This is a genomic window from Shinella sp. HZN7 (assembly GCF_001652565.1).
Classification (GTDB): domain Bacteria; phylum Pseudomonadota; class Alphaproteobacteria; order Rhizobiales; family Rhizobiaceae; genus Shinella; species Shinella granuli.
This window is the reverse complement of the sequence record NZ_CP015736.1, coordinates 3,747,451-3,770,612: the sequence shown is the minus strand read 5'-3', so window position 1 is coordinate 3,770,612 and position 23,162 is coordinate 3,747,451. Positions and strand designations below refer to the sequence as shown.

Annotated in this window: 26 protein-coding genes; 23 read left to right on the top strand and 3 right to left on the bottom strand. The window is 64.7% G+C overall.

What is annotated here, in order from left to right:
* The first annotated feature begins 8 nt into the window (after positions 1-8).
* The 22 genes from shn_RS18170 to shn_RS18065 all read left to right on the top strand — a co-directional run bounded on the left by shn_RS18170 (position 9) and on the right by shn_RS18065 (position 19,280).
* On the top strand, positions 9-1,190 hold the full coding sequence (locus shn_RS18170) for a replication initiator protein A (protein WP_064331660.1): 1,182 nt from the start codon (positions 9-11) through the stop codon (positions 1,188-1,190).
* On the top strand, positions 1,187-1,840 hold the full coding sequence (gene parA, locus shn_RS18165) for a ParA family partition ATPase (protein WP_064331659.1): 654 nt from the start codon (positions 1,187-1,189) through the stop codon (positions 1,838-1,840). Before shn_RS18170 ends, parA begins: the two co-directional genes overlap by 4 nt.
* Complete coding sequence (locus shn_RS18160) at positions 1,837-2,595, top strand: site-specific DNA-methyltransferase (protein WP_064331658.1); 759 nt, start codon at positions 1,837-1,839, stop codon at positions 2,593-2,595. Before parA ends, shn_RS18160 begins: the two co-directional genes overlap by 4 nt.
* Positions 2,592-2,846 (top strand): hypothetical protein, encoded by a 255-nt coding sequence (locus tag shn_RS18155; protein ID WP_064331657.1) that lies wholly within the window; start codon positions 2,592-2,594, stop codon positions 2,844-2,846. The genes shn_RS18160 and shn_RS18155 overlap by 4 nt, the downstream gene beginning before the upstream one ends.
* Positions 2,843-3,361 carry a DUF2840 domain-containing protein gene (locus shn_RS18150; RefSeq protein WP_064331656.1) on the top strand — a complete coding sequence of 173 codons (519 nt, stop codon included), beginning with the start codon at positions 2,843-2,845 and terminating at the stop codon, positions 3,359-3,361. The genes shn_RS18155 and shn_RS18150 overlap by 4 nt, the downstream gene beginning before the upstream one ends.
* Positions 3,358-3,903 (top strand): S26 family signal peptidase, encoded by a 546-nt coding sequence (locus shn_RS18145; protein WP_064331655.1) that lies wholly within the window; start codon positions 3,358-3,360, stop codon positions 3,901-3,903. Before shn_RS18150 ends, shn_RS18145 begins: the two co-directional genes overlap by 4 nt.
* 45 nt (positions 3,904-3,948) lie before the next feature.
* A complete protein-coding gene (locus shn_RS18140) occupies positions 3,949-4,284 on the top strand; it encodes a DUF736 domain-containing protein (RefSeq protein WP_064331654.1) in 336 nt (111 codons plus the stop codon).
* Positions 4,285-5,049, top strand: a complete 765-nt coding sequence (locus tag shn_RS18135; protein ID WP_064331653.1) for a lytic transglycosylase domain-containing protein — start codon at positions 4,285-4,287, stop codon at positions 5,047-5,049.
* Positions 5,050-5,292: 243 nt separating this feature from the next.
* The gene (locus shn_RS18130; RefSeq protein WP_064331652.1) at positions 5,293-7,032 is read left to right on the top strand and encodes a VirD2 family relaxase/mobilization nuclease; all 1,740 of its coding nucleotides are present in this window, start codon (positions 5,293-5,295) and stop codon (positions 7,030-7,032) included.
* Positions 7,033-7,056: 24 nt separating this feature from the next.
* Entirely contained in the window at positions 7,057-9,042 is a 1,986-nt protein-coding gene (locus tag shn_RS18125; protein ID WP_064331651.1) for a conjugal transfer protein TraG, read from the top strand.
* A 5-nt stretch (positions 9,043-9,047) separates the two neighbouring features.
* Positions 9,048-9,476 carry a hypothetical protein gene (locus shn_RS18120; protein ID WP_064331650.1) on the top strand — a complete coding sequence of 143 codons (429 nt, stop codon included), beginning with the start codon at positions 9,048-9,050 and terminating at the stop codon, positions 9,474-9,476.
* A 189-nt stretch (positions 9,477-9,665) separates the two neighbouring features.
* A complete protein-coding gene (gene trbB / locus shn_RS18115) occupies positions 9,666-10,646 on the top strand; it encodes a P-type conjugative transfer ATPase TrbB (protein ID WP_064331649.1) in 981 nt (326 codons plus the stop codon).
* Entirely contained in the window at positions 10,643-11,053 is a 411-nt protein-coding gene (locus shn_RS18110; RefSeq protein ID WP_371328570.1) for a TrbC/VirB2 family protein, read from the top strand. Before trbB ends, shn_RS18110 begins: the two co-directional genes overlap by 4 nt.
* The gene (locus tag shn_RS18105) at positions 11,053-11,334 is read left to right on the top strand and encodes a VirB3 family type IV secretion system protein (RefSeq protein WP_064331648.1); all 282 of its coding nucleotides are present in this window, start codon (positions 11,053-11,055) and stop codon (positions 11,332-11,334) included. The genes shn_RS18110 and shn_RS18105 overlap by 1 nt, the downstream gene beginning before the upstream one ends.
* Before the next feature lie 14 nt (positions 11,335-11,348).
* Positions 11,349-13,805 (top strand): conjugal transfer protein TrbE, encoded by a 2,457-nt coding sequence (gene trbE, locus shn_RS18100; RefSeq protein ID WP_064331647.1) that lies wholly within the window; start codon positions 11,349-11,351, stop codon positions 13,803-13,805.
* Positions 13,802-14,566, top strand: coding sequence for a P-type conjugative transfer protein TrbJ (gene trbJ, locus shn_RS18095; protein ID WP_064331646.1), 765 nt, complete (start codon positions 13,802-13,804; stop codon positions 14,564-14,566). Before trbE ends, trbJ begins: the two co-directional genes overlap by 4 nt.
* Positions 14,567-14,586: 20 nt before the next feature.
* The gene (gene trbK-alt / locus shn_RS18090) at positions 14,587-14,874 is read left to right on the top strand and encodes a putative entry exclusion protein TrbK-alt (protein ID WP_064331645.1); all 288 of its coding nucleotides are present in this window, start codon (positions 14,587-14,589) and stop codon (positions 14,872-14,874) included.
* Positions 14,875-14,877: 3 nt separating this feature from the next.
* Positions 14,878-16,239 (top strand): P-type conjugative transfer protein TrbL, encoded by a 1,362-nt coding sequence (trbL, locus tag shn_RS18085; protein WP_064331644.1) that lies wholly within the window; start codon positions 14,878-14,880, stop codon positions 16,237-16,239.
* A complete protein-coding gene (trbF, locus tag shn_RS18080; RefSeq protein WP_064331643.1) occupies positions 16,236-16,925 on the top strand; it encodes a conjugal transfer protein TrbF in 690 nt (229 codons plus the stop codon). The genes trbL and trbF overlap by 4 nt, the downstream gene beginning before the upstream one ends.
* Positions 16,922-17,905, top strand: a complete 984-nt coding sequence (gene trbG, locus shn_RS18075) for a P-type conjugative transfer protein TrbG (RefSeq protein WP_064331642.1) — start codon at positions 16,922-16,924, stop codon at positions 17,903-17,905. The genes trbF and trbG overlap by 4 nt, the downstream gene beginning before the upstream one ends.
* Positions 17,902-19,059, top strand: a complete 1,158-nt coding sequence (locus shn_RS18070) for a TrbI/VirB10 family protein (RefSeq protein WP_064331641.1) — start codon at positions 17,902-17,904, stop codon at positions 19,057-19,059. Before trbG ends, shn_RS18070 begins: the two co-directional genes overlap by 4 nt.
* Before the next feature lie 2 nt (positions 19,060-19,061).
* Entirely contained in the window at positions 19,062-19,280 is a 219-nt protein-coding gene (locus tag shn_RS18065) for a DUF2274 domain-containing protein (protein WP_064331640.1), read from the top strand.
* A 53-nt stretch (positions 19,281-19,333) separates the two neighbouring features.
* On the opposite strand, the gene shn_RS18060 is transcribed toward shn_RS18065, so the two are convergent.
* The 3 genes from shn_RS18060 to shn_RS18045 are packed head-to-tail and all read right to left on the bottom strand — an operon-like array spanning position 19,334 to position 22,384.
* A complete protein-coding gene (locus shn_RS18060) occupies positions 19,334-20,284 on the bottom strand; it encodes a LysR family transcriptional regulator (RefSeq protein WP_206362187.1) in 951 nt (316 codons plus the stop codon).
* Positions 20,274-21,722 (bottom strand): ATP-binding protein, encoded by a 1,449-nt coding sequence (locus tag shn_RS35115; RefSeq protein ID WP_084438144.1) that lies wholly within the window; start codon positions 21,720-21,722, stop codon positions 20,274-20,276. Before shn_RS35115 ends, shn_RS18060 begins: the two co-directional genes overlap by 11 nt.
* Positions 21,719-22,384: a response regulator gene (locus tag shn_RS18045; protein WP_064332688.1), complete on the bottom strand. Its 666-nt coding sequence runs from the start codon at positions 22,382-22,384 to the stop codon at positions 21,719-21,721. Before shn_RS18045 ends, shn_RS35115 begins: the two co-directional genes overlap by 4 nt.
* Before the next feature lie 134 nt (positions 22,385-22,518).
* On the opposite strand from shn_RS18045, the gene shn_RS18040 reads away from it, so the two are divergent.
* Positions 22,519-23,160, top strand: a complete 642-nt coding sequence (locus shn_RS18040) for a DsbA family protein (protein WP_064331636.1) — start codon at positions 22,519-22,521, stop codon at positions 23,158-23,160.
* Positions 23,161-23,162 lie beyond the last annotated feature (2 nt).

Here is a 23,162-nt window from a genome sequence, read left to right as displayed (position 1 = left end):
CTTCTTTCATGGCGGTGCGGCGTCGATCCCTTTCGGAGCGCGGGCAGCTCGATCTGTTCCGGGCGCTTCCCGGCGACTTCGCGCCACGAGACGCGCAGGATCTCATGGCCTATCCCTTCTTCTCCCTTTCCAAGACCCATCGCGTCGCGCCGATCGATTTCGCCGCCGGCAACGTGACGATCCGGGTGGAGGCGGTCCCCGATCACGGCATGGCCACGATCTGGGACGCCGACATCCTGATCTGGGCGGCGAGCCAGATCGTCGAAGCCCGCGATAATGGGCTTCGTACCTCGCGGCTGATGGCCGCCACGCCCTATGAAATCCTCACCTATGTCGGCCGGGGCACGAGCTCACGCGACTATCAGCGCCTCAAAGCCGCGCTCGACCGTCTGCAGTCGACGACGGTTTCCACCTCGATCCGCCAGCCTGCCGAAGGCCGCCGTCATCGCTTCTCGTGGATCAACGAGTGGCAGGAGCGCACCGACCGCAACGGCCGCCCCGAAGGCATCGAGCTGATCGTGCCGGACTGGTTCTATCAGGCCGTCCTCGACGATGCGCTCGTGCTGACCATCGACCGGACCTATTTCGACCTGACGGGCGGTCTCGACCGCTGGCTTTACCGCCTGGTGCGCAAGCACGGTGGCCGCCAGCGCGCCGGCTGGCGCTTCGACTTCCAGCACCTTCACCAGAAATCAGGCAGCTTGTCGCCATTCAAGCGCTTCGCCTTCGAGCTGCGCGACATCATCCGGCGCCAGCCGCTGCCCGGCTACACCCTGTTCCTCGAAACCGAAATTGGCGGCCGCGCACTGCTCGCTTTCGAGCCGCTGCCCGCCTGTGGACAGGCTGTGGACGGCCTCGTGCTATCGGGAACCCGGACTATCGTGCTATCGGGAACCCGAGGCTCGTGCTATCAGGAACCCAAACAGGGTTTAACGCACGGAAATTCCACACGAAATCGCGCCCTTAACTTAGAGTCTAACATAGACTCTAACCTTGAAGAGCGCGCGCGCGATGTGGAAAACCTCATCCGCGACGCCGCCAGAAGCCTCAGCGTTACCGCCAGGAAAAGCGCGCCAATCGCGCCGGCCGAGCCACTACAGACGGCTGCAAGCCGCCGCGTTGAAACCTCTCCATCCATCGATCCCGAGACGCCCCGTCTTCCTCTCGATCCGCCGGGAGGACGCCGATGATCGTCGCTCTCCTCAACCAGAAGGGCGGCGTCGGCAAGACGACGCTCGCCCTCCATCTCGCCGGCGAGTTGGCGATGCGCGGTAAGCGCGTGACCCTGATCGACGCCGACCCGCAGGGCTCGGCGCTCGACTGGTCGCAGCAACGCTCGCGCGAGGGCCTGCCGCGCGCCTTCGGCGTCGTCGGTCTCGCACGCGATACACTGCACCGCGAAGCACCCGAACTCGCGCGTGACGTCGACCACGTTGTCATCGATGGCCCGCCGCGTGTCGCCGGCCTCATGCGCTCCGCGCTGCTCGCCGCCGACGTCGTGCTGATCCCGGTGCAGCCGTCGCCGCTCGATGGCTGGGCCTCCGCCGAGATGCTGGCGCTCCTGGCGGAGGCGCGCATCTACCGGCCCCAACTCGGCGCCCGTTTCGTGCTGAACCGCTGCGGCGCCCGCACTGTCATCGCTCGCGAGACCGCCGAGACCCTGGCCGACCACGATCCGCCGGTGCTCGCCACAACGATCGGCCAGCGCGTCGTCTTCGCTGACGCCGCGCAGACCGGGCGGCTCGCCTCGGACATCGATCGGCGTTCGCCCGCCGCGCGCGAGATCGCGGCGCTGGCGGCCGAGGTCGAGCGTCTTCGCATCGGGAAGACCGCGCCATGACAGTTCTTCCCGAAATCATATTGTCCGGAGACTGCCGCGATCGCATGCCGGCGCGCGGCCCGTTCGACATGATCCTCGCCGATCCCCCTTACGGGGACACATCGCTCGCCTGGGATCGCCGCGTCGAGGGCTGGCTGGCACTCGCGCGCGGGGCGCTTGCCCCAACCGGCTCGATGTGGGTCTTCGGTTCGCTGCGCAGCTTCATGGCAACCGCCGACCGCTTCGCCGACGCTGGCCTGCGGCTCGCCCAGGAGATTGTCTGGGAGAAGCAGAACGGCACCGGCTTCCATGCGGACCGCTTCAAGCGCGTGCATGAACTGGCCGTCCAGTTCTATCCGGCCGAGACGCCCTGGCGCGACATCTACAACGACGTCCAGACCACGCCCGACGCGACAGCCCGGACCGTGCGACGCAAGCAGCGTCCGCCCCATACCGGCCAGATTGATGCTGGCCACTATGTCAGCCACGACGGCGGGCCGCGCCTCATGCGGTCGGTCATCTACCTGCGCAACTGCCACGGCCGCGCGATCCACCCGACTGAAAAGCCGTCGGCGCTCCTCGAAATCCTTATCCGCACGAGCTGCCCGGAAGGCGGCCTGGTCGGCGATTGGTTCGCCGGCTCGGGTTCCGGCGGCGAAGCCTGCCGGCTCTCCGGCAGGCGCTATATCGGCTGCGAGATCGACCCCACGATGGCCGACCGCGCCCGCGACCGCATCGCCACCGTGCTGCCGTTCCATGACGGAGGCGCGTCATGACGGCCCCCGCCGAAAAGCGCGGCTTCGCGCAGCGCCCCGCCGATGCGGACGGTTGGATCAAAGCGGGGGACACGCCTCCGCCACGCAATGGCGCAGCCGCGACCTTCACGGCCCGGCTCACCATCGACATCACGCCTGAGCTGCGCGGCAGGATCAAGATCGCCGCCTTCAGCCGCGCCGTCACCGTCGCCGACATGCTGCGCGAGCTGTTCGAGCGCGAATTCCCCGACACCCAAGGAGACTCACCATGACCGGCAATGCGGCGCTCCGCATCGGCGGCCGTCCGTTGCCGGACGGTCCAGCCGCGTTCACCACGCTCGTCGAACTCACCTGGATCGAGAAGCGCATCGAGAACTGGATCAGGTTCGGCCGCGAAAGCTACGAGCAGAAGCTCGACCGCCGCCACAGGGTGGTCGGCTTCGCGCCCGGCACGATCTTCTGCCTCGTCCGCTGGGCGGCGAATGAGTACGGAACGATCATCTCGCGCCTGGACATCGTGCGCGCGGTCGACCGCGGTGAGCCGTTCCAGACGCTGCCCTTCGTGCGTCCCGGCGGCGACATCCTGCTGAAGATCGAAAGCTGGCCGAAGGTCGAGGACGTGCTTCGCCATGTCGACGGCATCGAGGCACTCGGCATTGATCCCGCGGACGCCGATCCCGATCACTGGCGGCACGTCGCGCACTGGATGAATGCCGGCGAGATGCCGCGCCCGTACACGGCCGAGCGCCATCAAGCCTGGCTTCGGCGGCGGGAGATCGGGCGATGACGCGGCTCGGCTACCTCGCGGCGACGGCCGTCGCCGTGCTCGGCATCGCCGCGGCTAGCGCCACGCCGATGCCGCTGAAACTCATCTGGAACGCGACGGCGAGCGCGCCGGTCGGCTTCTACACGGTCTCGCCGACCGGGCGGATCGAGGTGCCGGATCTTGTCGCCGTCATGCCGCCCGAGCCATTCGCCTCCTTTATGGTCGAACGCGGTTATGTCGGCCGCGACGTGCCGATCCTCAAGCACGTCGTCGGCCTACCGGGACAGCGCGTTTGCCGCGACGGTCGCGCCATCACGGTTGACGACGTTCCGCTCGGCGAGGCCCGCGACCGCGACAGCCGTGGCCGCGACCTGCCGATCTGGCGGGGCTGCGGCGTGATCGGCGGCGGCGAACTTTTCCTCATGAACCTCGAAGCCGCCGACAGCCTCGACGGCCGCTACTTCGGCCCGTTTCCCGCCTCCGCGGTGATCGGCCGGGCCACCCCGCTTTTCACCGACGAGGACGGCGATGGTCGCTTCGTCTGGCGCGCGCCGACGCGGTGAGCGCGCGTCCTTCGTAATCCCACCGCAGCACAGGAGACGATGACCATGGCCCAGATCGGACAGTTCACGCGCACGGAAGCTGGCTTCGAAGGCGAGTTCCGAACGCTCGGCATCAAAGAGGAAATGACCCTCGTTCCTGCCGAATCCTCGGAGACCGAGAACGCCCCGAAATACCGCGTCCTGCTCGGTGACGAAGACGGCCTCGATATCGGCGCGGGCTGGATACATGTGGGCGAACGGGCCGGCGAGTTCGTCTCGATCACGATCTACAGCCCGCTACTCGGCGGCACGTTTCGCGCAAATCTCTTCCGCGCCGGTGACGACGGTTCTGCCTGGGTGCTCACCACCGTCCAGCCCTCCAAAAGGCGGCAGGAGGACTGAATGGCGACGCCCCGAAACCGCGCCTGCGCCGGACGTTTTTCCACCGTCCGGCGCTCAGCGCTCCTTCTCCTTTCCGGCCTGCTCTTCACCCCAGCCGCAACGCCGACGGTTCTGGCGCAAAGCGTGTCGCCTACGAGCACCGTCGCCGCGCATCCGCATGCGGCGCATATCGCCGAGGCATCGCGCCGCTTCGGCATTCCGTCAGCATGGATCGTCGCCGTCATGCGCGCCGAGAGCGCGGGCGACGTGCGGGCCGTCTCCTCGGCCGGTGCGATGGGTCTGATGCAGGTCATGCCGGACACCTGGGCCGAGCTTCGCATCCGCCACGGCCTCGGCCGCAATCCTTACGATCCGCGCGACAACATCCTCGCGGGTACTGCGTACCTGCGCGAGATGTGGGATCGCTACGGCGACATCGCCGCCATGCTCGCGGCCTACAATGCCGGCCCGGCGCGCTACGATGAGCATCGTTCGAAGGGCCGAGCGCTGCCCGCCGAAACGCGGGCTTATGTCGCTTCGCTCGCGCCCGCGCTGCGCGGCGAGCGCCCTTCGAAGAGCGGTTCGGCGGTCGCCCGGCCGCTCGATTGGCGCGAGGCGGCGATCTTCGTCGGGCGTGATTTCGGTGCTTCACCTGTCAATTCCACGTCTCAGGATCGGTCGTCGGACGACGCCCTTTCACCCGTCTCGGCGACACCGCAGATGCTTGTCGCCGCACAGCCGGAAGGCCTGTTCGTCGCCCGGAATGCCGCTGGGGACCGGCCATGAGCGGCCCCGCGGCAAATCGCATCCCATCGTGCTCTGGCGTGTCATGGAGAGCGCGGAGAGTGGGGGCAGGCGCAACAACCGGACGATGGCGAGATAAAAAGGCGCACGGTGCGCTTCGGTCGGTCGGTTGCTTTTGTTCATGTTTTCGGCGCGTTCCGCACCGTGCGGCGCTCACGCGCACCGTGCGCTGCGCGCCCATCTTCCTGATTTTCCTAGCTGTTTCGCACGGCGCGGGGTCTCGCCATGGCCGATGACCGCGAGTTCCGCATCCGTCCGGGGCGCATTCGCTCTACCCGCGCTCAGCAAGCTCGGCCCTTCGTCGCGCAGGCGCTCGCTGCCGCACAGAAGGCTGGCGGCCGCGTTTCGCGTTCCGGCAAGATCTCTTCGGGCAAACGCTCCCGCTTCGGCCGCGGCCAGCGCGCCAGCATACAGGCCAATCGCCTGCTGACCGGGCGCTCGCGCATCGTCGTCATCAAGACCAGGGTGGTTCGCCATTCGGCCCGGTCCGCACCGCTCGGCGCCCACCTCAACTATCTGCGCCGCGACGGGGTGACCCGGGACGGAGAGAAGGCGCGGATGTTCGGCCCTGAGAAGGACGACATGGAGGTCGGCGCCTTCGCGGAGCGATGCGAACCGGACCGGCATCATTTCCGCTTCATCGTCTCGCCGGAGGACGCGCCCGACATGGCCGACCTCAAGTCCTACACGCGCGAACTAATGGGCCAGATGGAAAAGGATCTCGGCACTAGGCTCGACTGGGTGGCCGTGGACCACTGGAACACCGACAATCCCCATGTCCATATTATCCTGCGCGGCCGCACCGACGACGGCCAGGACCTCGTCATCTCGCGTGACTACATCAAGGAGGGGATGCGCGCCCGCGCGGCTGACCTCGTCACTCAGGAGCTTGGACAGCGCACCGACCTCGACATCACCCGCAATCTCGAGCGGCAGGTCGAAGCCGAACGCTGGACCCAGCTCGATCGGCAGCTTGTCCGTGATGCGGGCAAGTCCGGCATCATCGATCTTGCGCCGCATGCCGATCGACAGCCGGACGAATTCCACGCCCTGAAGGTCGGTCGGCTCCGGACTCTCGAAGTCCTTGGCGTCGCCGGCCAGGTCGGTCATTCGCAGTGGTTCATCAGGCCGGAGGCCGAGACAGTCCTGCGCGAGCTCGGCGAGCGTGGCGACATCATCAAGCGCATGCACCGCGCGCTCACTGAGCGCGGCATCGAGCGCGGCTCCGCAAGCTATGTGCTCGCCGGCGAGAGCCTCGACGTCCCCGTTGTCGGTCGCCTGGTCGAGCGCGGCCTCGATGACGAGCTCAAGGGCACCGCCTATGCCGTGGTCGATGGCGTCGACGGCCGCACCCACCATATCAAGCTGCCGCATCTCGACGCTGCCGGCGACAGCCCGACCGGCTCGATCGTCGAGCTGCGTGCCTGGGAGGATGGGGAAGGACAACGCCGCGTCGCGCTCGCCGTCCGCTCCGATCTGGATATCCACGCTCAGGTGAACGCCGCCGGCGCTACCTGGCTCGATCGACAATCGGTCGCGCGCGAACCGATTGCGCTGTCGGAGGGCGGTTTCGGCGCCGAGGTGCAGCACGCTCTGGAGCAACGGGCCGAGCTCCTGATCGACGAGGGCTTGGCGGAGCGGCAGGGCAGGCGCGTCGTCTTCGCCCGCAGGCTGCTCAACACATTGCGGGACCGCGAGGTCAGCGCGCTTGGCGAGAAGCTCGCGGCCGAGACCGGCACGGCGTTCAACCGCGCCGGCTCCGGCGAGTATGTCGCCGGCGTCTATCGCCAGCGCCTCGCGCTCGCCTCCGGTCGCTTCGCCATGATCGACGACGGCCTGGGCTTTCAGCTCGTGCCCTGGTCGCCCTCTCTCGAAAAACAGATCGGCCGCCACGTCTCCGGCGTCTCCCGCGACGATGGCGGCGTCGATTGGGACTTCGGCCGCAAGCGTGGGCTCGGCCTCTAACCTCGACCGGAAAGGAGCATCGCCATGTCCGCGACCAAAATCCTTTGGGGACAGATCACGATCGTCTTCCTCATCATCATCTCGACCACATGGGGCGCGACCCAGTATGTCGCGTGGAGCCTCGGGTTTCAGGCGCAGCTCGGGCCGGCCTGGTTCAACCTGTTCGGCATGCCGGTTTACCCGCCGCCGGCCATCATGTGGTGGTGGTACTTCTACGACGCCTACGCGCCCAGCATCTTCGCGACCGGCGGGATGATTGCGGCCTCGGGCGGGTTCATTGCCATCGCGGTCGCCATCGGCATGTCGGTCTGGCGAGCGCGAGAGGCGAAGAATGTTGCGACCTATGGGTCCGCGCGATGGGCCGAGAAGACCGAGGTCAAGGCTGCCGGCCTGCTCAATCCCGACGGCGTCGTGCTCGGCCGCTACGAGCGCGAATATCTGCGCCATGACGGGCCGGAGCATGTGCTGTGCTTTGCGCCGACCCGCTCGGGCAAGGGCGTCGGCCTAGTCGTACCCTCGCTCCTGACCTGGCCGGGCTCGGCCATCGTCCACGATATCAAGGGCGAAAACTGGCAGCTCACATCGGGCTTCCGTTCGCGCCATGGCCGAGTGCTGCTGTTCGACCCGACGAACCCCAAATCCTCGGCCTACAATCCGCTGCTCGAGGTCCGCCGCGGCGAATGGGAGGTGCGCGACGTCCAGAACATCGCCGACATCCTGGTCGATCCCGAAGGCTCGCTCGACAAACGGAACCACTGGGAAAAAACCAGCCATTCGCTTCTCGTCGGCGCGATCCTGCATGTCCTCTATGCCGAGCCGGAAAAGACGCTTGCCGGCGTGGCGAACTTTCTGTCCGATCCGAAACGGCCGGTGGAGTCGACGTTGCGCGCCATGATGAAGACCGCGCATCTCAGCGAGGTCGGCCCGCACCCCGTCGTCGCCAGTGCCGCGCGCGAGCTTCTCAACAAATCCGACAACGAGCGCTCGGGCGTGCTTTCCACGGCCATGTCGTTTCTTGGCCTGTACCGCGACCCGGTGGTGGCGGAGGTGACGCGCCGATGCGATTGGCGGATCCGTGACATCGTGGGCGGCGAGAGACCGACGACGCTCTACCTCGTCGTGCCGCCCTCTGATATCAACCGCACCAAGCCGCTGATCCGACTGCTGCTCAATCAGATCGGCCGCCGCCTGACCGAGGATCTTCAGGCCGGGGGAAGCCGGCACCGCCTCCTGCTCATGCTGGACGAGTTTCCGGCGCTCGGACGACTGGATTTCTTCGAGACCGCGCTGGCCTTCATGGCGGGGTACGGGCTGAAATCCTTCCTGATCGCGCAATCGCTGAACCAGATCGAGAAAGCCTACGGGCCGAACAATTCGATCCTCGACAACTGCCACGTCCGCGTCAGCTTTGCGACGAACGACGAAAGGACCGCGAAAAGGGTGAGCGATGCCCTCGGCACCTCCACCGAGATGAAAGCGATGAAGAACTATGCCGGGCACCGCCTATCGCCCTGGCTCGGCCATCTGATGGTGTCCCGCTCTGAAACCGCCCGACAGTTGCTCACGCCCGGCGAGATCATGCAGCTTCCGCCGACCGACGAGATCATCATGGTTGCCGGTATTCCGCCGATCCAGGCGAAGAAGGCGCGTTACTATGAGGATGCCCGCTTCCGCGAGCGCCTGCTTTCCCCGGCCGACCTGAAGCGGCCCGATCGGACCGGCCCGGATGACTGGAGCGGCCTGCCGGTCCCGCCGCGACCGGACGTGGTGAACGGGCAAGCAACAGATCGATCCGACAATGACGACCCGACGGACTCCGAACGGCGGCTGCAACCTGAGCTCAGCCGCGCGAAGCCGGTCGAGAAGAAGGCGCCCATCGAAAACGAATTCGAGATCGACCTTCCGGATGACGCCGAGGAGGAGGCCGTGCGCAACCGGCGCATGATCCGGCAGATGCAGGGCATCGCCCGCCAAGTCTCGCTTGATCCCAACGACGGCATGGAGCTGTAGTCGCCATGACCAGTCGCAGAAAAAAGAAAAAGACCACGATCTATCTGGACCCGGAAGTCGAGAAGACCCTCGCGGATTTCGCCGCGCGTCGGGATCAGTCACAATCCATAGTCGCCGAAGCCGCGATCGCGTCATTTCTATCGCCGGACGATGCCGAACGGCGAGAGGCGATCATTTCAAAACGCCTCGACCAGCTTGACCGTCGCATGACCCGCCTCGAACGCGATGTCGGCATCGCTGTCGAGACGCTGGCGGTGTTCATCAGGTTCTGGATCACCACGACGCCCGCATTGCCGGAGCCGGCGGCCCAAGCGGCGCGAGCCAAATCCAGCGAGCGTTATGAGGCGTTCATCACGGCCCTGGGTCGGCGCTTGGCGCAGGGGCCGAAGCTGCGTCAGGAGATTTCCGAGGATGTCCCCGAATCGGGTCCGTGACGTTCTCGCGCGCGGCATCTGGGAGTGACGCCGACAAGTTCAAGGATAGGGCGGGACCGCCGTTCCCCTGTATTTGCTCGCCACGCTACTACTACGACCGAAACTTGTTGAATCGGTCCGATTTCGGGCTCTTTTAATCATCCCCGATCCGGGGGCATCTGTCGCGTCCCCACGAGAAATGGGGACGATATGGCATCCACTTACCAGAGACAGGAAGCGATTCAGCGCGGCGCTCGCATGCTGCGCACCGCGCTCGGACCCGCCGTCGCCCGGTTTCTGGAAGAACCGGCCGTGGTCGAGGTCATGCTGAACCCCGACGGCCGCATCTGGGTGGATCGCCTTTCCGAAGGACTGGCCGATACGGGCGAGACGATGACGGCCGCCGATGGTGAACGCATCGTGCGCCTCGTCGCTCACCATGTCGGCGCCGAAGTGCATGCGCGCTCCCCTCGCGTGTCTGCCGAACTGCCCGAAACGGGCGAGCGATTTGAAGGCTTGCTGCCTCCCGTCGTCGCGTCGCCCGCTTTCGCCATCCGCAAGCCCGCGGTCGCCGTTTTCACACTCGATGACTACGTGGCGGCCGAGATCATGACGGCCGATCACGCCGCAATGCTGCGAACGGCTGTCGCATCCCGCGCCAATATCCTCGTCGCCGGCGGCACCAGCACCGGCAAAACCACATTGACGAACGCGCTTCTTGCCGAAGTCGCCAAGGGCGCGGATCGCGTCGTCATCATCGAGGACACGCGCGAGCTGCAATGCGCCGCGCCAAACCTCGTCGCCATGCGGACGAAGGACGGCGTGGCGACGCTCTCCGATCTCGTCCGGTCCTCGCTGCGCCTGCGGCCCGACCGTATTCCGATCGGCGAAGTACGCGGTTCCGAAGCCCTCGACCTCCTGAAGGCTTGGGGCACTGGCCATCCCGGCGGCATCGGTACGATCCACGCCGGCTCCGGCATCGGCGCGTTGCGCCGTCTCGAGCAGCTCATCCAGGAAGCCGTCGTCACCGTTCCCCGAGCGCTGATCGCCGAGACCATCGACATCGTTGCCGTCCTCGCTGGGCGCGGCTCGTCGCGCCGGCTGGCCGAACTCGCACGCGTCGAAGGGCTCGGCCCCGACGGCGACTACTGCATCACCCCCGCAACCACCCCGAATGGAGAAACAGAATGATGTCGCCTGTCATTCCGAATGTGTTGAAGCTGTCGATCCTATCGACCCTACGGCGTCCGGCAGACGCGCCGTCCGGCACGATCCTGCGCAGCGACCGGAAGCGCCTTGCCGCGTCGACCGCGCTCATCACCATCATGATGCTGGCCGCTACGCCGCCGGCTTTCGCCTCCGGCTCGTCAATGCCGTGGGAGCAGCCGCTTCAACAAATCCTCCAGTCGATCGAAGGGCCGGTCGCAAAAATAGTCTCCGTGATCATCATCATCGCCACCGGCCTCGCGCTCGCCTTCGGCGATACGAGTGGCGGATTTCGCAGGTTGATCCAGATCGTCTTCGGCTTGAGCATCGCGTTTGCCGCGTCAAGCTTCTTCCTGTCGTTCTTCTCGTTTGGCGGCGGGGCGCTCATCTGATGCCAGCCGCGTTCGAGCAACTGGACGCCGTGCCGGGTTACACGGTTCCCGTCCACCGCGCCCTGACCGAGCACATTCTGCTCGGCGGCGCCCCGCGGTCGATCGCCATCATGAACGGCACGCTCGCCGGCGCGGTCGGCCTCGGCCTGCGGCTCTGGCTGGTCGGGCTCGCCATCTGGGCGATCGGCCACTTCATTGCCGTGTGGGCCGCCCGCCGCGATCCGCTCTTTGTGGAGGTCGGCCGCAGGCACCTTCGCATCCCTGGCCATCTTGCGGTTTGAGGGAGGCGCCGTCGATGATGAACCTTGCCGAATATCGCCGATCAGCGTCGCGTCTCGCCGACTATCTGCCCTGGGTCGCTCTCGTTGCTCCCGGCGTCGTGCTCAACAAGGACGGTTCGTTCCAGCGCACTGCCCGGTTTCGGGGTCCCGATCTCGATTCCGCTGTCGCGGCCGAGTTGGTCGCCGTCGCCAGCCGCATCAACAACGCCTTCCGTCGACTTGGATTGGGCTGGAGCATCTTCGTCGAGGCGCAGCGCCACGAGGCCGGCACCTATCCGGACAGTAGCTTTCCCGATCAGGCATCTGGTCTGGTCGACGCCGAACGAAAGGCCGATTTCGAGGAAGCGGGCGCGCATTTTGTGTCGAGCTACTTCCTGACCTTCCTGTTTCTTCCGCCGGCGGAGGAAGCCGCGCGCACCGAGGCATGGCTGTACGAAGGCCGCGAACGTTCGGGCATCGACCCGCATGAGATCCTACGGGCCTTTTCCGACCGCACCGACCGCGTGCTGGCGCTTCTCGACGGCTTCATGCCGTCCTGCCGCTGGCTCGATGACGGCGAGACCCTGACCTACCTGCATTCGACGATCTCTACGAAGCGCCATCGCGTCCGCGTCCCCGAAGCGCCGGTCTACCTCGACGCGCTTCTGGCTGACCAGCCGCTGACCGGCGGGCTGGAGCCGCGCCTTGGCGAGCAGAATCTGCGCGTGCTGACCATCATCGGATTCCCGACGGCAACAACGCCTGGATTGCTGGACGACCTCAACCGGCTGGCCTTCCCATATCGCTGGTCGACGCGGGCGATCCTGCTCGACAAGACCGACGCGACGAAACTCCTAACGAAGATTCGTCGGCAGTGGTTCGCCAAGCGAAAGTCGATTGCCGCAATCCTCAAGGAGGTGATGACCAACGAGCAGTCCGTGCTCGTTGATACCGACGCGGCGAACAAGGCGGCGGACGCCGATCTCGCCCTTCAGGAGCTCGGCGCCGACGTGGCGGGGCTGGCCTACGTCACCGCGACCATCACCGTCTGGGACGCCGACCCACGCCTTGCCGACGAGAAATTGCGGCTGGTCGAGAAGGTTATCCAGGGTCGCGACTTCACCGCCATGATCGAGACCGTCAACGCCGTGGACGCATGGCTCGGCAGCTTGCCCGGCCATGCCTACGCCAACGTCCGCCAGCCGCCGATCTCGACACTCAATCTTGCCCACATGATCCCCCTGAGCGCCGTGTGGGCGGGGCCGGAACGGGACGAGCACTTCGATGCGCCCCCCTTGCTCTATGGCAAGACCGAAGGCTCGACCCCGTTCCGGTTGTCTCTGCATGTGGGCGACGTCGGTCATACCCTGGTCGTCGGCCCGACCGGTGCGGGCAAGTCCGTGCTGCTTGCCCTTATGGCCTTGCAGTTCCGTCGCTACGCGCGCAGCCAGGTCTTTGCTTTCGATTTCGGCGGCTCGATCCGGGCAGCCGCACTCGCCATGGGCGGTGATTGGCATGATCTCGGCGGCGGTCTCACCGAAGGTTCGGACGTCTCCGTATCGCTTCAGCCGCTCGCCCTCATTCACGACACATACGAGCGCGCCTGGGCCGCCGACTGGATCGTCGCGATCCTCTCCCGCGAGGGCATCACGATCACGCCCGAAGCAAAGGAGCATATCTGGACCGCGCTCACCTCGCTTGCCTCCGCGCCGATGGATGAGCGGACGATCACGGGCCTCCACGTTCTGCTCCAGTCGAACGATCTGAAGCAGGCGCTTCGTCCCTATTGCGTCGGCGGCCCGTATGGGCGGCTGCTTGACGCGGAGACCGAACACCTCGGCTCAGCCGACGTGCAGGCGTTCGAGATCGAGGGCCTTGTCGGCACTGGCGCGGCACCCGCTGTCCTCGCTTACCTATTCCATCGTATCGGCGATAGGCTCGACGGCCGCCCGACGCTGCTCATCATCGACGAGGGCTGGCTTGCCCTCGATGACGAGGGATTTGCTGGCCAGCTCCGTGAATGGCTGAAGACACTGAGAAAGAAGAACGCCTCGGTCATCTTTGCCACGCAATCGCTGTCCGATATCGATAATTCGGACATTGCTCCGGCGATCATCGAGAGCTGCCCTACGCGACTGCTCTTGCCGAACGAACGCGCTATCGAACCGCAGATCACGACAATCTACCGGCGGTTCGGACTCAACGACCGGCAGATCGAGATCCTCGCGCGGGCGACGCCGAAGCGGGACTATTACTGCCAGTCTCGCCGCGGGAACCGGCTGTTCGAGCTCGGCCTGAGCGAACTCGGTCTCGCGCTCTGTGCCGCATCCTCGAAGTCGGATCAGACCCTGATTGCCAACCTTGTCGCCGACCATGGCCGCGAGGGCTTCCTCGCCGCCTGGCTCGAGGCCCGCGAGGTCGGTTGGGCGATCGACCTGCTCCCGAATTTCCCAACGCTCATCCCCAAAACCGGAAAGGAGCTTCAGCCATGAGCATCCATCTACTTCGCAAATCCTCCGTGGTTCTCGCCGCGACCATGCTGGCCATGCCACTCGCGGTCTCGCCACTCGCAATCTCGCCTGCATATGCCTGGAGGATCGTCTACGACCCCACCAACTACGCGCAGAATGTGCTGACGGCGGCGCGCACTCTGGAGCAGATCAACCACCAGATCACCTCGCTTCAAAACGAGGCGACCATGCTCATCAACCAGGCGAAGAACCTTGCGAACCTGCCGTTCTCCTCGCTCCAGACGCTTCAGCAGAACGTTCAGAAGACCCAGCAGCTCCTGAAGCAGGCGCAGAACATCGCCTTCGACGTGCAGAACATCGATCAGGTGTTCCAGCAGCAATACGGCAGTGTCTCGATGTCGGCGAGCGACCAGCATCTCGTCACCGCCGCGCGTACCCGCTGGCAGAACACCGTCGGCAGCTTGCAGGACGCGATGCGCGTACAGGCCGGCGTCGTCGGCAACATCGACACCAACCGCACGCAGATGAGCGAACTGGTGAACCAGAGCCAGGGCGCGACCGGCGCGCTTCAGGCGACGCAAGCCGGCAACCAGCTCCTCGCCCTCCAGTCGCAGCAGCTTTCTGATCTGGTCGCGCTGCTCGCCGCCAACGGCCGATCGGGCGCGCTGACCGAAGCCGAGCGCACCGCCGCCGCCGAACAGGGGCGCGAACAGCGCCGCCGGTTTCTGACGCCCGGCTCCGGGTATCAGCCCGGCAGCGCGCGGATGTTCAACGGCAACTGAGGCCAGAAAGGAGCACTGTCATGGACAGCAAGATGCTGGCCCGGCTGGGCGCTGTCATATTCGTCGCGGTCGCCATCACGGCGGCGGTCGTGGAGATGACTCGCAAGGACGACGCGCCGGCGGGACCGTCGGCGCGCATCATCGAGCCCGCGCGCGACCCGCTGCGCGAGGGCCAACGCCGGTGCCAGCAGCTTGGTCAGCAGGCCGCGAGTGACGCCGAATGCCTGCGCGTCTGGGCCGAGACACGCGATCGATTCCTCGGCCGTCCGATTGCTCCGGTATCGCCGTCCTCAAGCGACAGGCGGTGATTCATGGGTGGCTCGGGGGTAATCGACAGCTTTCTTGGGACATTCACCCAATACATCGACAGCGGCTTCGGTCTGCTCAGCGGCGAGGTGACATTCGTTGCGACCACGCTGATCGTCATCGACGTAACGCTCGCGGCTCTGTTCTGGAGCTGGGGCGCCGATGACGACATCATCGCACGCTTGGTCAAAAAGACTTTGTTTGTCGGAGTGTTCGCCTACTTAATATCCAATTGGAACAATCTCGCGAAGATCGTCTTCGACAGCTTCTCGGGTCTCGGTCTAAAAGCCTCCGGGACCGGCTTCACCGCACAGGATCTCCTCCGCCCCGGCAAGGTGGCGCAGACCGGTCTCGACGCGGCACGGCCGCTGCTCGAATCCATCTCCGATCTGATGGGCTGGATTGCGTTCTTCGAGAATTTCATCCAGATCGCCTGCCTGCTCTTTGCCTGGGCGCTCGTCATCCTCGCATTCTTTATTCTCAGCGTCCAACTGTTCGTGACTCTGATCGAGTTTAAATTGAGCACGTTGGCGGGCTTCGTGCTGATCCCGTTCGGCCTCTTCGGGAAGACCGCGTTCATGGCCGAGCGCGTGCTTGGCAACGTGATCTCCAGCGGCATCAAGGTCCTCGTTCTCGCCGTCATCGTCGGCATCGGTTCGACGCTGTTCAGCCAGTTCACCCAAGGCTTCGGTGGCCAGACCCCGAGCATCGACGACGCCATGGCGGTCGTGCTCGCCGCGCTCTCACTCGTCGGCCTCGGAATCTTTGGACCCGGCATCGCGTCTGGTCTCGTCAGCGGCGGCCCGCAGCTTGGCGCTGGCGCTGCGGTCGGCACCGGTCTCGCCGTGGGCGGCGCGGCGCTGGCCGCCGGGGGCGGCGCTATGCTTGCCGCGAGAGGCGGCGCAGCGCTTCTCTCCGGCGGAGCCGCGGTCGCCCGTGGTGGAGCTGCGGCGGCCGGAGCGGCATCGTCGGCTTACACGCTCGGCTCCATGGGACAGTCCGGCGCTTCGGGTGTGGCGTCCGGCGTCGGCGGTGTTGCGCGCGCTGCCGGATCGGCCGCCACGTCGCCTTTACGTCGAGCGGCTTCGCGCGCGTCCGAGAGCATGAAATCCAGCTTCTCCGACGGCGCCCGCGCCGGCTTCGATGCCACCGGCGGCACATCCACGATGGGGTCGGTAGGCGGCGAGGCGGAGCCTTCTTCCGTCGCGCCCGCCACAACGACTGACCAGCCCCCCGCATGGGCTCAGCGCATGAAGCGCGGTCGCCATGCCTCCCACGGCGTCAGCGCCGCCGCGCATGCCGTCCGTTCCGGCGACAGCCACGGGTCCGGCGCATCCGTAAATCTCTCTGAAAGTGATCGCTCATGAATCTCTTCAAAAGGCCCGCCGTTCACTACGGTAAAACACCCCAACCGGAGACGCCTTATCAAAAAGCTGCGCAAGTCTGGGACGAGCGCATCGGCTCGGCTCGCGTGCAGGCCCGAAACTGGCGCTATATGGCGTTCGGCTCTCTGATCCTCTCCGCCGGATTTGGCGCCGCCCTGGTCTACCAGTCGGCGCGTGGAACCGTCGTGCCATGGGTTGTTCAGGTGGACAATCTCGGCCAGGCGCAGGCGGTCGCGCCCGCCACCGCTGATTTCCGCCCGACCGATCCGCAAGTCGCCTGGCACCTCGCGCGCTTCATCGAACAAACGCGGAGCATTCCGGCCGACCCGATCATCGTCCGGCAGAACTGGCTCCGAGCTTACGAATGGACGACGGATCGCGGCGCCGCGGCACTGAATGACTACGCCCGCGCCAACGACCCGTTCACCAAAGTCGGCAAGCAGCAGATCGCCGTCGAGGTCTCCAGCGTCATTCGGGCATCGCCCGACAGCTTCCGTGTCGCTTGGACGGAGCGGCATTTCGAGAATGGCCAGCTCTCCAGAACCGAACGATGGACTGCGATCCTGACCATCGTGATCCAGCCTCCGCGCGATGCCGACCGGATAAAGGTCAATCCGCTGGGAATCTATGTCAACGCCATCAACTGGTCGCGGGAGATGAGCCAATGAAATCGGCTTTCCGCAACCCCGGCATTCCGGCTTTCCGTAAATCCGTGCTTCCGGTTCTGCTTCTTTCCGCCACTACGTTGGCCGGCTGCGCGACGCCACAGAAGCCGCCGGAGATCAGCTACGATCGCGATGTGCCAGCGTTGCCGGCCGTGCCCGTGGCTGTCACCGACGATCGGCCGCGCCCGATCCATATCCCTCCGGGCTGGACACCGGCGAAAGGGGGTACGGCCGCCGGCACGCCCACCGCCCGCGTCGAAAACGCCAATGCCGCCGCTCGCGTGCAGCCGCGCCGGGAGGGCTATTTCAACGCCATCCAGGTCTACCCGTGGTCGGAAGGCGCTCTCTATCAGGTCTATGCTGCGCCAGGGCAGATCACAAACATCGCGCTGGAGCCGGGCGAGAGCCTGACCGGAGCCGGCCCGATCGCGGCCGGCGATACCGCGCGCTGGATCATCGGCGACACCGAGAGCGGCAGCGGCACGACCCGACGTGTCCACATCCTCGTGAAACCGAGCCGCGCCGACATATCGACGAACCTTGTCGTAACGACCGATCGCCGCGTCTACATGATCGAACTGCGCTCAGGCGCTAAGCCCTATATGCCTTCGGTGGCGTGGTCATACCCGCAGCCAAGAGGCGGACAGGGCCAGACCATCCCCGCGACCCCGGTCATTCCAGCCGTCGCCTCCCGCAACTACCGCTATGGCCTGAGCGGCGGCAACCCGCCCTGGAAGCCCGTCTCCGTCTATGACGACGGCCGGCGCGTCTACATCGAGTTTCCGCGAGGCATCGTCCAAGGCGAGATGCCGCCGATCTTCGTGATCGGGCCGGAGGGAGAGGCCCAAATCGCCAACACCCGCGTCCACCGACACATCCTGATCGTCGATCGTCTGTTCGGCGCGGCCGAATTGCGCCTCGGCAGCGGTGACAAGCAGCAAACGGTGAGGATTGTCCGTACCGACGGGAGGCCCGCGTCATGAGCGAGGAAAACAGCAATACGAGGGCTCCGATGCGCCTGCGGGCGGAGCCGCCGCGCGTAACTCGGCTGTCGCGCAAGGTGCTTGCGAGCGTCACCGCCGTCGCTTTGGTCGGTATAGGCGGCGCGCTGATTTACGCACTCCAGACCCGGAACGCCGGCCGCGACGGGGAGGAGCTTTATTCGACCGCCAACCGCCAGACCGCAGATGGTCTCGCCGGATTGCCGCGGGACTACACAGGGCCTGTTCTCGGCCCGCCCTTACCAGGCGATCTCGGACGACCTATTCTCGACGCGCAGAATCGCGGCCAGCCCGTCGTTCCTCCGACGATCACGACGCCGACCGTCGACGAAGCCGAACAACGCCGCATTGCGGAAGAGGAGGCCGCGCGCACGTCGCGAGTCTTCTTTCAGACCCAGCCGGGCATGACCCCGGCGGCGCCGGGAGGTTCTGCCACACCCGGCATTCCCGGTGTCGATCTCGCCGGCCTTGCGGGTCAAGCAGGCCAGCAAACCGCCCAGGATCGACAGAACGCCTTCCTCAATGGGCCGGTCGACCGCCGTACAACCTCGTCGGATCGCGTCATGGCTCCCGCTTCCCCGTTCGTGCTCCAGGCCGGCGCGGTTATCCCGGCAGCGCTCATCACCGGGATACGCTCCGATCTTCCAGGCCAAATCACGGCCCAGGTGACGGAAAACATCTACGACAGTCCGACCGGTCGCAGCCTGCTTGTTCCGCAGGGGACGAGGATCATCGGTCAATACGATAACAATGTGCAGTTCGGCCAAAGGCGAGTTCTGTTGGTCTGGAACCGACTGATCTTCCCGAACGGCCGGTCAATCGTCCTCGAACGTCAACCGGGCGCCGACACGCAGGGATATGCCGGTCTCGAGGATGGTGTCGATTATCACTGGTGGGATCTCGCCAAGGCGGCCGGTCTTTCCACACTGCTCGCGGTCGGCACGGAACTGGCGGTCAGCGATGAGGACCGCCTGGTCCGCGCTATCCGCGACGGCGCACAGGACACCATAAACGACGCCGGTCAGCAGATCGTCCGGCGTCAATTACAGGTCGCACCGACGTTGACCATCCGGCCGGGCTTCCCCGTTCGCGTTATCGTCACGCGCGATCTCGTCCTCGAACCCTACAGAGGCTGACTATGGCAAAGCTGAAACTTGGACCGATCGCCGACGATAAGCCCGTCAAAGTCACGGTGGAGCTGCCCGCACAGCTCCACCGTGATCTAGTCGCTTATGCTGAAGTCCTGGCGCGGGAGTCGGGCCAATCTGTCGCTGATCCGGTACGCTTGATCGTTCCAATGCTTGATAGGTTCATCGCAACCGATCGTGGGTTCGCCAAAGCGCGGCGTCTGCCCTAGAAGAAGATAATTGAGATATGGAAGCATGACCGAGCGCTATTTGGAACAACAGTTCAAATCGGCAGAGCGAGCACCAGCATCGTGTAGGCTATCGCTGATTTCGACATCTTCCTTGCCATGCTCAGCAAGCTGCGAAATGCCGGGTTATCATTCCTAGCAGACCAAATCGCGCTGAAAGGAAGAATTTCATCGACAATGGGTCGGTAGGTGATCCCCGGAAGCCGTGCTGCCGCCATCGCTTCACTGACGACCGTCAGTCCACGTCCAACAGCCACGAGCGAGAGAAGATTATCTCTCCCGACTGACTGAGGCTGTATGTACGGATGATGACCCAGATCAGCAAGTCGCTTTACGAGGTAGTCGTGAATCTCAGGGCCGGGTGCGACATCACTGACGATAAATTGCTCCATGGTGAGGTCACTCCAGCCCACCACCGTCTTCTCAGAAAGCGCATGCCCTTCGGGAAGCACGACAAACACCCGTTCGAACCAAAGCTGGTCTGTTTCACACCCCGGCCAGACCCGTGTGCCGGTCAGGAACGCGACGTCGATCTGGATTTGACGCACCGCTGCGATATGTTCGTCAGGATTTCCTTCGATGAACTCTATATGGACCTTCGCATGGGCGCTGTCGTAAGCGAGCAGCAGATCCGCCAGAAAGCCTGACGCTAGGGACGAGAATATTCCGATCTTAAGCAGTCCGTTCTCTACACGCCCGATCCTCGCTACGTCCTCGACGCTGTGACCGATATCCCGAAGAATGCGACGCGCCTGAGGAAGAAAGCGCTGCCCAGCGTAAGTGAGGGTGACGCCGCTGCTACGCCGATGGAACAGTGAGGCGCCAACCTGATCTTCGAGGTCTCGTATAGATCGGCTGATCGCCGATTCCTGTACCCCTGAAGCCGCACCGGCTTTTCTAAAGCTGCCCTGCTCGGCTGCTGCCACGAAGTAGCAGAGATGGCGTACATCGATTGCCTCGTGGCGCTTCGCGAGCCTATCTCTCATGAGCGAGCCTATCCCCCTGCGCATCCGCCATAACCGGGAGGGTCGATAGCTCGCCGTCGTTGTGGCGGAACTCGCCGTGGGGCGTTGTCGAAATCGGAGCGGCGTTGAGATGCAGCTCCGCGCGGAAGCCTCCCTCTGGACGGTTTTTCAGGGACAGGCTCCCGCCGAGCCGCTTCGCCGCGAGGTCGGCGATCGCGAGCCCAAGGCCACTTCCCATCGCGGTCTTGTTGCGACCGCGATAGAACCTCTCGCAAACCTTGGGCAGTTCGTCTTCAGGTATTCCCGGTCCGCTGTCATCGATCGTCAGTGCGACGCCGTCGCCTTCAAGCCGCACTCCACAATGGACAGGGCTTTCAACGCGGGAATGCAGAACGGCATTTTCCATGAGATTCCGCGCCGCAAGCATGAACACTGACGGATCGATATCAAGATCTATGTCATGTAGTTTTTCGTCGATCTCGATGAGCGCGGCGCCCGGGTAGTGCTGGCGGATATCATCTGCCAGTCGGCTGGCCAATTTGCCCAAATTGACACGTTGATTGTCGCTGTCGGTCTCGCCCCTTTCGGCATTCGTCAGGTCGGTAAGCTGTCGCATCAGCCGAGACGTCCGGTCCACGCCGACCACTATCTGACGCAGGGCGTTCGAACGAATGCCCGGATCCTCGCTCCCGAGCGCCACCTGCGCCTGGGTCTTCAATCCGGCGATCGGCGTACGCAGCTCATGCGCTGCGAAGGCTGTAAAATCGCGCTCCCGTTCTCGGGCCGCATGCACCCGCCCGAAGAGACCGTTGAGCGAGCGGATGACCGGCTTGATCTCGGAAGGCGTGTCGACATCCGGTAGGGCGCTTAGATCGGAGGCGGACCGCGTCTCCAGCGCGTGAGCCATGTTGTTGAGGGGACCGAGACCTTTCCTGACGCTCAGCCAAATCAGCCCGGCTAGGATCGGCAAGATCAGCAATGCAGGCAGTGCCAGACCCCGGATCACATCGGCCACCAGCCGATCTCGAACGCGCATATTGTCTCCGACGAGGACTCGCATGCCGAGATCGGTGTTGACCACCGCATAGACGCGCCAAGTTTCGCCTCCGATAAGGGTCTCGGAAAATCCATCCCTGCCATCTGTCAAAGGTGTTGCGGGCGCCGCGTCGGAGCGCCCGACCAATGTTCCGTCAAGCGCCCAAATCTGGCACGAGAGCTGACGGTCGTAGGAAGCGTGGAGCGCCGGCTCGACAGTCGGTATCTGCGCGGCTCGCTTTGGGTCGATCTCCTGGCTGGTGATCAGCGAGCTGACCATGCGCGCCGCTTCGATCAGGCGCGCGTCGAGAACCCTCTCGACCTCGTGACGCGTGCTAAGATAAATCCAGACGATCGCCGACATCCAGATGACGCCAGTGGTGATCATCAGAATCATGAACAGCCGGCTGCGGATCGACCTCATGCACTATCCTCCGCGAGCTTGTAACCCACCCCTCGCACTGTCTCGATGATACCGGGGCCGAGCTTCTGCCTGAGATTGTGGATGTGAACCTCGATCGTGTTACTCTCCACATCCTCCTGCCAGCCGTAGAGCCTTTCTTCGAGCTGCGATTTTGACAGGATCTGGCCGGGCCGATCCATCAAGGCGTGCAGGATGGAGAACTCGCGGCGCGAAAGGCGGACTGCCTCCCCACATTTCGAGACTGCCATGGTAGAAGGCTCCAGGCGAAGGTCCCGCCAGACCCTACAGGCAGACCCGCCCCCGTTACCCCGCCTCGTCAGGGCGCGCAGCCTCGCAGCGACTTCGTTCAGATCAAACGGCTTGCCGAGATAGTCGTCCGCGCCGGCATCCAGCCCGGCGATGCGGTCGGGCACGCTGTCACGCGCAGTCAGCAGCAGCACCGGCGTTGCGACCTGACGCCCACGGATCTCGCCGAGAACGTCCAGCCCCGATCCATCTGGTAGCATCAGGTCGAGAACGATCGCGTCGAAAGCGGAACTGCGCAAGGCGGCCGAAGCATCGGCGCAAGTGGCGACGGCGTCCACGGTGAAGCCGGCCAGACCCAGCCCAACCTGCAAGCCGTTCATCAACACCGCGTCGTCTTCGACCAACAATACTCTCATGCGCACAATACCCCGGATGCTACAGAACAATGGAAATCCGGTGCCCACCTTAAGCCAGCCTTAAGGTGGCGGGCGTGGATCGCAGGCCGCACAGGCTTCGTCCTGTCAGATCCGAGGCCAAAAGGAGATCCTACATGCCAGCTATCACGCGCCGCGACGCCGTGCTTGCCATCGGCGGCGCCGTATTGACCATTCCTCTCATAGGTCGCGCGTCGTTTGCGCAGGCGGCCGATGACGTCTCCAAGGAGATGATTCTCAACGACCCTGCCGCACCGACGGCTGGCAATCCCAAAGGCGACGTGACGATCGTCGCCTTCCTCGACTACAATTGCCCATTCTGCAAAAAGTCCGCCCCCGACCTCGACCGCATCGTCAAGGAGGATGGCAAGATCAGGCTCGTCTACAAAGACTGGCCTGTCATCCGTCCAACTTCGATCGATGGGGCCATGATGGCGCTCGCTGCCAAATATCAGGGCAAATACGATGTCGCGCATCACGCCCTGATGGGGATCCCCGGCGTGGGCGTTCCCAAAGACAAGATGCGGCAGGGACTTCAGGCAGCCGGACTCGATATGGCTCGCCTGGATGCCGACATGAAAAATAGGTCGACGGAGATTCAAACCATCATCCAGCGAAATATGGCTCAGGCCGACGCCATCGGCTTCTCGGGCACGCCAGCCTACCTCGTCGGACCGTTCCAGACGTCGACGCTGGACTATCAGGGGTTCAAGCAGGTCGTGTCGGACGCACGTAAGAAGCAGGCGGAAGGCAAGTGAGA